This window comes from Thalassolituus sp. UBA6592, from assembly GCF_002433655.1.
GTDB lineage: Bacteria > Pseudomonadota > Gammaproteobacteria > Pseudomonadales > Oceanobacteraceae > Venatoribacter.
In genome coordinates this window covers 4,300-14,935 of sequence record NZ_DJIO01000170.1, presented here as the reverse complement: position 1 = coordinate 14,935, position 10,636 = coordinate 4,300, and the positions used below count along the sequence as shown (strand labels likewise).

Below are 10,636 nucleotides of genomic sequence, written 5' to 3'. Positions count from 1 at the left end.
AAAGCTGGTCATTTCCATACGCATGGTTTCGAAATTAAATTCGGCACCAACCGGATTCTGCATCCAGCCGTTAGCAATCAGAATCCACAGCGCAGACAGGTTAGAACCAATCGCCACCAGCCAGGTCACTGCAAGGTGCTGGACTTTGGACATACGGTCCCAGCCAAAAAAGAACAGGCCGATCATGGTGGATTCCAGGAAGAAAGCCATCAGACCTTCAATCGCCAGAGGCGCACCAAAAATATCCCCTACATAATGTGAGTAATAAGCCCAGTTGGTACCGAACTGGAACTCCATGGTCAGACCAGTCGTCACACCCAGGGCAAAGTTAATACCGAATAATTTGCCCCAGAATTTCACCATATCCTGGTAAACCTGTTTACCAGTCATAACGTACGTGGACTCCATAATCGCTAAAATAAACGACAGGCCCAGCGTCAGCGGAACAAACAGAAAGTGATAAAGCGCGGTGATTGCAAACTGCAGCCGCGAAATATCAACCAGACTTTCACTGATCATTGCAGATCCTCCGATTGCAAGGGAAAGGTACTTTAAATTGACAGATGTCAGATTGATGAAAAAAGATTTCTTCCGGAGCCTTCGCCATCCGGAAATTTATAAAAAAGTCTACTCTGCTTTTTAATAAATTCATTGATTCAACCACGGATAAACACCTCGGCATTTTGATTGTCAGCAAAGGCTTTTTCCTGCCTTACAGTGCTGATGCGAATACCCGAAATCACCCTGCCAGGGTGCAGAATATGGTCATCCGGCAGGTTAGCGAGCGGCAGCATAACGGATTTCCCACACGATCCATCTGCGCCAATTTGTCGCAGTGCAAACGGCAGCCACCATTCGCCGGAAAAAACATGTCCTTCACACACATAAGCAGCAAATTCCTGCGTGGAATTCTGCAGACGTTCAATGTGAGTTTCGCCTAAAGGTAAAACCTTTTCCGGCAACGGCATGTCCGGTTTAATCATCACACCGGGAATATCCATATTAAATTCATGGTTAAATGTATAAAGCAGATAAGCGTTATGCAGACCGCGCATCTGTAAAATATTCAGACACTCTTCCTGCTGATCCGGGTACACATCGACCAGCGCACTGCGGCGGGAAATAGGCTCGATCATCAGATAACTGAGCCGGTTCTCACTTTCCCATTGTTTAACCCTTACCATGCTGCTTCCCGCATTCTGTTTCTCTTTGTTTGCCAGAGAGCAAAGAGCAGGCCAGTTAATTACTTAATGCCTGCACAGCCTGCTGGCCCTGCCCTGAAGCGCTCCAGCACGGGCTTCAGAACAGATATAGCAGCCGATCTTTACACTATGAGGCAGAATGTCTCAGGTACTTATCCTTTACAGCGCCGGATTCAGCTGCCAGATTTGTCATACCGAACGACAGGAATGACATTGCATGAGCCACCCAACGGATTACCACTCACTGCCGGCCATCTCATCGCTGCTGGATGCGATTACCGCCCCGGCCATTCTGATGAACCGCGACTATCAGATCTGCGCCGCCAACGAGGCTTACCGTCAGACCTTTTCCCAGGATCAGGCTTTACTGTCACGTCACTGCTACGAAGTGTCCCACGGCTATCGCGTCCCCTGTGACCAGGCCGGTGAGACCTGCCCGCTGCGCCAATGCCTGGATTCCGGACAACGCCAGCGTATTCTGCATATTCACAACACCGCCAACGGTCGCGAGCACGTGGATGTGGAGCTTAATCCGATCCGCGATGACGAAGGCGAGATCCGCTATTTTATCGAGATCATGCATCCGGTGCGGTCTGCCACCGACAATCCGGCATCACGAATGGTCGGATACAGTGCTGCTTATACGCAGATGCTGGAACTGCTCAGCCGCGCAGCTCCGAGCGACATCAGTGTTCTGCTGTTAGGGGAATCGGGTACCGGGAAAGAACTGGCGGCTCAATACCTGCACAGCCACAGCGACCGCGCCGCCAGTCCGTTTGTGACAGTGGAATGCTCCGGGCTGACAGAGACGCTGTTCGAAAGCGAATTATTCGGCCATGAAAAAGGCGCATTTACCGGCGCCACACATCGCAAACCCGGCCTGGTGGAGGCTGCCCGTGGTGGCACTCTGTTCCTTGATGAAGTGGGGGATATTCCGTTGGCGATGCAGGTAAAGCTGCTGCGCCTGATTGAAAGCGGCAGTTATCGTCCGGTGGGCAGCATTACGCCAAAACAGGCTGACTTTCGGCTAATTTGCGCCACTCATCAAAAGCTGGAAGAAATGATCTCAGAAGGAACCTTCCGCAAAGATCTTTATTACCGTATCAGTCCGTTCCCGGTGTATTTACCCACCCTGAATGAACGCCCGGAGGATATAATTCCGCTGGCAACCCATCTGCTGGAGCAGCTGTCACGTCACCGGGTATTGCAACTGTCGGACCGCGCCTGCGACTGGCTGATCAGTCATAAGTATCGGGGCAATATCCGTGAATTGCGCAACCTGCTGGAGCGTGCGGTGCTGCTTTGCGATGGCAATTCGGTTGAACCAGAACATCTCGAGCCGTTTCCGGCATCTTCAGCCATACTGTCATCTGAAAGCATTACACTTGGGAGCAGCGAGATTCTGCCGCTGGCAAATCTTGAAAGCGTTTATCTGGAACGGATCGCCCGGGCATATACGGGCGATAACGCTGCACTGGCCAAAAAACTTGGTGTCAGCGAACGCACCCTGTATCGCAAATTGCGACAACTGCGTGATCAGCATCAGAATGACGACATTTAATCTGCCTGAGTCGTCATTCCTGCTTTTCAGCTGGCCGTTAGTGAGCCAGACTTTATAACTATATGCAGATGCGAATTACCCACGCGATAATATTAATTTTTACCTGAGCGACTGCCATCAACCCGGATTGGCAGCGCAACGACAAGACAAACCAGTGGACTGGTACGTCGCCATAACTGGAAGGAAACATGGCTGCTGAACTTCGTGAACATCCCCGCTTTTCCATCAGTTTCAATGCCAGACTGACGCTCGCCAGCGGTGGAACCTATGACTGTCAGGTCGTGGACTATTCACAGACCGGACTTAACCTGCTTTGGCCCCACGGCCGCCCTGAAGACACCTCGGGTAAACATACTCTGTCGCTGCAACTCGATGATGAACATATCGAAGTGCTGACCGAATGGGTGCACGACAATGAACAGCATGTCGGGCTGCGCCTGCCTTCCCAGGACGACAGCCTGTTTCTGCGTTTACAGGAATTCAGTCAGCGTCATCGCAAAGACAGCAAAATCGACAGCGCCCGGCGCACTGCCTACATCGCTGAAATTAAAGCGGAAAGTAAGCGTCTCAGTGATCTGTTGCCAAAGAAATGGCTGCCGGAGTTCCTCGAAGGTACCTTCGATAAAGCCAACAAAGCGCACAACACCGGCGAACAGCAGCAATGGCTGAAGCTGGAGAAGCAGGCGAAGCAGAACGCCGGAGACCTTCTCACTCAGTTCGTCGCTAACCTTGACCGACAAATGGAACGCTGGCTCGCCGGCGAAGCGGAATACACCCCGGATCACGAAGCGGAAAGCGGTGAGCTGCGCTTATCTCTGGTACAGCAGGCCGATTTTGAAGACTGGCTGCTGGCCAAGGTAACGGCCTCACACCTGCAATCGAAACTGGCCCACATCACCTTTGAACTGCGCCAGCTGCTTGATGCCCTGTCCGATGCCCCGATTGAGCACTGCTTCAACCCGATTGGCCCGACCACAGTGACAGAAGCATTCCGCGATGCACTGGAAAAACTGGGACTTGATCAGGCCGCCCGCGATCTCGCCTTCAGCGTGTTTGAAGACGTCGCCGGCAGCCTGTTGCAGGCCTCCTATCAGCACCTGATTAAAGAAATTGATATCCCACTGACCTTCCGTTACCGCAAACCACGCAAGGTCGTGGTCAGCGACGACGGTCAGGGCAATGGTGGTTCCGGCAGCGGATCCGGTGCCAGTTCAGGCAACAACAACAGCAACAACAGCGACAACAACAGCAACAATGCCGCCACGTCGCCGCAGGATAACAGTGCCGCAAGCGCTGCCAATGCCGCCTGGCAGCCAACGCCGGAAAGTCCGGCAGATGCGGCCCAGAACTTCCGCCGCCACCAGGAAGAAGCACGTCAGGCCTTCAGTAATATCCAGAACCTGCTGCGTCTGCGCTATCAGCGACTGGAATCCGAAGTGGCCGACAATCAGCTGCCCCAGGCGCAGCCGGCAGAAATTGAAGAACTGGTCAGTGAACTGGCAAAAGAGCAAACCGTAGCCGCCGTCAATGTGCGGGAAGCCATGGAGCAGGCTCTGGCAGCCCGGGAAGTCAGCTTGCCGGTTGAATCCCGTGACGCCATCGAAACCCTGGAACACGTCACCCAGAACATGCTGGAAAGCGATCAGGTCGCCGGCTTTGTAAAACCCTACATCGAACAACTTGGCTGGCCACTGCTGCAGCTGATGCTGAAAGACGCCAGTCTGCTGTTTAACCCGGATCACCCGGGGCGCCTGATTCTCAACCTGCTGGCCAAACTCGGCCAGCTCACCACCAGTGGCGAAGGTCAGGTCTCTAAAAAGCTGGAGAACCTGATTGGCCCGGTGGTCAACAACCTGGAAGGCGACGAAAACTCACTGGAAGACCTGCTGGAGAATCTGCAGGGGCTGGTCAGCTCAGCGGAACGCAAAGCCCGCCAGAATGCCGAACGCGTTGCCCAGGCCGCCGAAGGCGAGCACCGCATGCAGGAAGTCCGCACTCAGGTCGAACAACTGATCGGACGCGACTGCGCCAACCGCACCCTGCCAACCTGCGTGGTCGACTGGCTGAACAATGGCTGGCAGCAGATGCTGTCGCTGCTGCTGTTGCGCGAAGGGCCGGAGAGCAAACGCTTTAACGGTGCCGTTAAACTCTACCGTCAGGTACTGGTGTTGTTCGGCAACAAAAACAGTGGCCGCCGTGAACTGCTGGACCGCTTCCGTCCGATGATGGAACTGGCGCGCTCAGAAATGGATAACCTCAATGGCAGTCTGCCCGAACACCAGCGCTGGCATGACGATATTCTGCAGGCTGCGGAAGAACACCTGAGTCAGGGTCATATCCGCGAAGCCATCGACCTGCCGGCGTTTGTCGCCAAACCAGCCGAGGTGGTGCCGGAAGGCAAAGGCATGCGCCGTGCCATGAACCTGCAGGTCGGCGACTGGCTGCTGCTCACCGAGCAGGATCAGTCCGTGTCTGTGGTGTGGATCGCCCACGACGCATCCCGCTTCGCCTGCGTAAACCACTCGGGTATGAAAGTAATCGACTTTACTCTGGCTGAGCTTGCCGCGGCGTTCGATGACGGCCGCGTGAAACGTCTGTACGAGCAGGACGAATCTGCCGTTGACCGCAGCGTCGATAAACTGGTGCAGGAGATTTACCGCGATCTGTCAGAGCAGGCGAATATCGATCCATTAACCGGACTGTTTAACCGCCAGCACTTCCTGCGCCTGCTGCAGGAACGCTTCCTCACCAACATGCGCACCGACACTCCGGGATCCCTGTGCATGCTGGATATTGACCAGTTTAAGCTGATCAACAAAAACTACGGTGTTGAAGGTGGTGATACCTGCCTGCAAAGTGTGGCCACCATTCTTGGCGAGCAGGAAAACGTTATCGCCTCGCGTATCGGTTCCAACGAGTTTGCTCTGTTCCTCAATCAGCAGGACCCGACCACCGCAATGGCAACCGCGCAACAGATTAAAAAGCAGATTGAAGCCACCAACATCAGCAGCGATGAGGGTCAGTTCCGTATTCACCTGAGTATGGGTCTGGCCGCTATGAGCAACGAGCTGGAAGAAGCGTCCGACCTGATTGAACACGGCGAAGCAGCCTGTCTGATGGCCAAAGAGAAAGGCGGCAGCCGTATTGAAGTTTATGAAGCGGATGACGAGAGCCATCAGCGTCAGGACCAGTTTATGGCCTGGGGCAACAAGCTCAATCAGGCGCTGAACAATGATCAGCTGCAGGTGCAGTGTGTGCCGGTCAACGCCATCCAGGACCGTCACAAAGACAGCCGCCAGTATGAAGTGATGGTCAGTATCGAAGACGAAAACGGCAGACAGATTCCGCCGATGGATTACCTCCAGGCCGCAGAAAACTACAACCGTATGTATGCACTCGACCGCTGGACCATCGAGCAGCTGGTGCAGTGGCTGGCGGATCATCAGGCAGAAGCCGAGAAGATCAGCCGCTTTATGTTACGCCTTTCCGGCCATGCCATTAACGATGACAGTCTGTTGTCATACATTTTTGAGCAGGCGCGGGAAAAAGACGTACCGGTGAAAAAACTGTGCTTCGAGCTGAATGAAACCTCAGCCATCCGCAATCTGGAAGACGCCGCCGACTTTATGCACGAAATGCGCAGCCTCGGCTGTAAGTTCGTACTGTCTGACTTCGGTACCGGCCAGTCGTCGTTCGAATACCTGAAAGTGCTGCCGGTGGATTACGTCAAAATTGACCGTAACTTCATCTCTGGTCTGCACACCAGCTCTGCCGACTACGCACTGGTTAAGTCGATTCAGGAAATCGCACACTTTATGGCCAAGAAAACCATCGCCGAATACAGCCCGAACAACAACGTCTGGGACATTCTGCGCACGATTGGCATCGACTTTATTATTGGCGCCCCATCCGAGCATCTGCCGCTGAGCCAGCTGGCGCAACAGTGAGTTCGGCCCTGTCACAGGCCCGCGGCGGGGTAAAACCGCGGGCAATTTAATGAAACCGCAAGGTTAACCAGTGTAAAATCCGCCCACTACTACCAGTCGTAACTTTGAATATTCATGATGAGACCAACGCATATCCTGATGCTGCTGGCCACCCTCAGCATCAGTGCCTGTTCCATAAGCCGTCTGCCGGACAACCTGTCACGCTCGATGATGAACCAGGAAGACCCGGCCATTGTTGAAGCCGGAGCTCCCGCCTACCTGCTGTTACTGGACGCTCTGATCCTCACCTATCCGGATAATGAGAACTTCCTGATGGCCGGCGCCCGCCTCTACGGTGCATACGCCGGTGTGTTCAGCAAAGATCCGCAGGAGGCCAAACCTCTGGCTGACAAAGCCATGGGCTACGCCCGTCGTGCTCTGTGTGAGTACGATGCCGACGCCTGCGAGCTGATTGATGGCCCGGCAGACCAGTTACGTGCCGGTCTGGACGAAGAATTTGATGATGACGATATTGATGTCTTCTATGCCATGGGCACCGCCTGGGCTGGCTGGATTCAGGCCAACAGCGATGACTGGAACGCCGTTGCTCAGCTCAACAAGGTTCAGACCCTGCTGAGCTGGGTCGCTGAACATGACCCTTCGCACGACAACGGTACCCTGCAGGTTTACCTTGGTGTACTGGCCACTCAGCTGCCGCCATCGGTGGGCGGCAAACCGGAAGTTGGCCGCGAGCATTTTGAAAACGCCATTGAATACAGCGACGGTCATAACCTGATGGCTTATGTCCTGTACGCCAAACAATACGCCCGTCTGATGTTCGATCAGGAGCTGCATGACAGCCTGTTGCAGCAGGCGCTGGACAAAGATCCGGCCTACGAAGGACTGACCCTGATTAATCATCTGGCACAGCAGCAGGCACAGACCCTGCTCGACGAATCCTCCGATTACTTTGAGTAAAACAATATGAAATTTCTGACCGCGGCAGCCATTGCGCTGAGCCTGATTGCCCCTCTCAGCCAGGCAGCTACGACCCTCAAAATTGCCACGCTGGCGCCGGATGGCACCAACTGGATGAAAGAGATGCGCAAAGCCGCAGCTACCATCAAGAAGGAAACGGAAGGCCGCGTGAGTGTTAAGTACTTCCCCGGCGGCGTACAGGGCAGCGACAGCACTGTACTGCGTAAAATGCGCATTAATCAGCTGCAGGGCGGCATGATGTCGATCGGCGCACTGGCCGACGTCAGCAACGTTACTCAGCTGTATTCACTGCCGTTCACGTTCCGCAACCTGGATGAAGTCAGCGCTGTACGGGAAGAGTTTGACCCTTACATCACCGATACTCTGGCAGAAAAAGGCTACGTTATCCTCGGCCTGTCTCAGGGCGGCTTTGCTTACCTGATGTCCGATACGCCACTGAAATCATCCGTGGATGTGCGCAATAAGAAAGTCTGGGTGCCGGAAGGCGACCGCATGAGCCAGACCATTTTTGAAAACGGCGGCGTACAGCCGATCTCCCTGCCGGTATCTGACGTCTACACCAGCCTGCAGACCGGGCTGATCGATACCGTTGCCATCAACCCAAGTACCTCTATTGCTCTGCAATGGCACACGAAAGTGAACTACGCCACGGATTTCCCGCTGGTATTCCTGTTTGGCATGCTGACCGTCAGCGATAAAGCCTTCAGCCGTCTGAGTGACGAAGATCAGGCCATTGTTAAACGCGTTATGCGCGATACCTTTGCCGAGCTGGATAAACAGAATGCCAAAGACGAAGAAGGCGCCCGTCAGGCGCTGATTCAGAACGGCATGGAATTCGTTCAGCTGACAGAAGAAGACCGTGTCGCCTGGCGCAAGCTGGCTGCCGATGCCAAGAAAGCCCTTGCTGCGGATGACGTCTATCCGGTTGAGACCTACAACAAGCTGGTCAACAAACTGGAAGCCCTGCGCGCTCAACAATGAAGAAACTGCTGACTCTGTTACACAAAGCAGAAGACGCCATTCTGGTGCTTCTGCTTTTTATTATGATCGTGCTGGCAGGTTTCGATATTCTCGCGCGCCTGCTGTTTGGTGGAGGCATCCTGTGGATCTCGCCTTTCCTGCGCGTCATGGTGCTTTGGGTCGGCCTGTTCGGCGCCCTGATTGCCACCCGCTCACGCGAACACATCACCATCGACCTAATTAACCGTATGGCACCAGACAGTGTTAAACGCTGGCTCAGTGTTCTGACTCAGGCTTTTGCGGCCTTTATTTGTGGCGTGATCGGCTGGCACAGTGCGGAATTCGTTCAGGCGGCGTGGCAGTATGGCGACACCGTATTTGGTGAGGTACCGGCATGGCCATTACAGGCGATTATGCCGCTGACCTTCAGCCTGATGGCCGTGCGATTTGCACTGCAGGCTATCAACGATCTGCTGACGGCTGTCCGTCCGGGAGCCGCTGACGCATGAGTATTCTGGTTACTGTTGTTCTGCTGCTGCTGGCACTGGCCGGCGCTCCTCTGTTTACCGTTATTGCCGCTTCCGCATTATGGGGCTATTACCAAACCGACGTTGATCTGCAGGCCATGGCGGTCAGTATTTATCAGGTCGCTGAAATGCCGGTGCTTATCGCCATTCCGCTGTTTACTTTTGCCGGCTACCTGCTCGGTGAAAGCAAAGCACCGCAGCGCCTGGTGCGCATTACCGATGCCTTTCTGGGTTGGATGCCGGGTGGCCTGGCCATCGTTGCATTGATAGCCTGTGCGCTGTTTACCGCCTTTACCGGTGCTTCCGGCGTAACCATCGTCGCGCTTGGCGCACTGCTGGTTCCGGCACTGGCAAAAGCTGGCTACAAAGAATCTTTTAACCTTGGCCTGGTAACGACGTCCGGCAGCCTAGGCCTGTTATTTGCGCCTTCCCTGCCACTGATTCTGTATGGTGTTGTTGCTCAGCAGATGGCACTGGACACACCTGTCAGTATCGATGATCTGTTTATCGCCGGTCTGTTACCCGGTGGGCTGATGCTGCTGGCACTGTCACTCTACAGCGCCTGGCAGACCCGCGGCATGGAGCGCGAAACCCATCCTTTTGATAAGAAAGAAGCGCTGGCAGCCATTAAAGACTGCGTGTGGGAAATCCCACTGCCGTTTGTCATTCTTGGCGGCATTTACAGCGGTATCTTTGCCGTATCTGAAGCAGCAGCGTTAACTGCTTTCTATGTACTGATTGTCACCGTGATCATACGCCGTGAAATCACCCTGAAAGAACTGCCGGTAGTGATGCGCGATTCGATGAAACTGGTGGGTGCGATTCTGTTGATTCTGGCGGTATCCATTGCCTCGACCAACTACATGATCGACGCTGGTGTACCCGAGATGATTTTTGGTTACATCCAGCAGCACATCAGCAACCCGTTCACCTTCCTGCTGCTGTTAACCCTGTTTCTGCTGATTCTGGGGATGATGCTGGATATATTCTCGGCGCTGGTGATTATGATTCCGATCATTCTGCCTATTGCGGTGAATTACGGTATTCACCCGATTCATCTGGGGATTCTGTTCCTGGCGAATATGCAGCTTGGTTACTTTACCCCGCCGGTCGGTATGAACCTGTTTATCGCCAGCTTCCGCTTTAATAAGCCGGTGATGACACTGTACCGTGCGACCATTCCTTTCTTCTTTATCCTGCTGGCCTGTGTACTGGTGATTACCTATGTGCCGTGGCTGAGCCTGGGGTTATTACAATAAGAACTCAACACCGCAAGCATGAAGCAAAAGCTGATAAACGGATTTACCTTTAAGACCGCCCCGCGCCCCTCTTCGTTCCGCAAGGATATTAACGCGCTGAGAGCGCTGGCGGTCATCGGTGTGGTGTTATATCACTTCAATCCTGCCTGGATGCCCGGCGGCTTTGCCGGCGTTGACGTATTTTTCGTTATTTCCGGCTATC

The 10,636-nt window shown here is 54.2% G+C and carries 9 protein-coding genes; 7 read left to right on the top strand and 2 right to left on the bottom strand.

The window, feature by feature from the left end; translation table 11 throughout:
- Positions 1-519 (bottom strand): cytochrome ubiquinol oxidase subunit I (locus B2Z72_RS17280; RefSeq protein WP_297005412.1); only part of this gene is annotated, 519 nt, incomplete at its 3' end.
- 137 nt (positions 520-656) lie between these two features.
- Positions 657-1,184, bottom strand: coding sequence for a hypothetical protein (locus B2Z72_RS17275; protein WP_296985146.1), 528 nt, complete (start codon positions 1,182-1,184; stop codon positions 657-659).
- Between the two features lie 235 nt (positions 1,185-1,419).
- On the opposite strand from B2Z72_RS17275, the gene B2Z72_RS17270 reads away from it, so the two are divergent.
- The 7 genes from B2Z72_RS17270 to B2Z72_RS17240 all read left to right on the top strand — a co-directional run.
- Positions 1,420-2,763: a sigma-54 interaction domain-containing protein gene (locus B2Z72_RS17270; protein ID WP_296985147.1), complete on the top strand. Its 1,344-nt coding sequence runs from the start codon at positions 1,420-1,422 to the stop codon at positions 2,761-2,763.
- 188 nt (positions 2,764-2,951) lie between these two features.
- Positions 2,952-6,710: a DUF1631 family protein gene (locus tag B2Z72_RS17265; protein ID WP_296985149.1), complete on the top strand. Its 3,759-nt coding sequence runs from the start codon at positions 2,952-2,954 to the stop codon at positions 6,708-6,710.
- A 114-nt stretch (positions 6,711-6,824) separates the two neighbouring features.
- The gene (locus B2Z72_RS17260) at positions 6,825-7,667 is read left to right on the top strand and encodes a TRAP transporter TatT component family protein (protein WP_296985151.1); all 843 of its coding nucleotides are present in this window, start codon (positions 6,825-6,827) and stop codon (positions 7,665-7,667) included.
- A gap of 6 nt (positions 7,668-7,673) precedes the next feature.
- Positions 7,674-8,669, top strand: a complete 996-nt coding sequence (dctP, locus tag B2Z72_RS17255) for a TRAP transporter substrate-binding protein DctP (RefSeq protein ID WP_296985152.1) — start codon at positions 7,674-7,676, stop codon at positions 8,667-8,669.
- Complete coding sequence (locus tag B2Z72_RS17250) at positions 8,666-9,157, top strand: TRAP transporter small permease (RefSeq protein WP_296985153.1); 492 nt, start codon at positions 8,666-8,668, stop codon at positions 9,155-9,157. Before dctP ends, B2Z72_RS17250 begins: the two co-directional genes overlap by 4 nt.
- Positions 9,154-10,434: a TRAP transporter large permease gene (locus tag B2Z72_RS17245; RefSeq protein ID WP_296985154.1), complete on the top strand. Its 1,281-nt coding sequence runs from the start codon at positions 9,154-9,156 to the stop codon at positions 10,432-10,434. Before B2Z72_RS17250 ends, B2Z72_RS17245 begins: the two co-directional genes overlap by 4 nt.
- Positions 10,435-10,452: 18 nt before the next feature.
- Positions 10,453-10,636, top strand: a 184-nt coding sequence (locus tag B2Z72_RS17240; RefSeq protein WP_414716710.1) for an acyltransferase family protein, incomplete at its 3' end; no start/stop codon positions are given.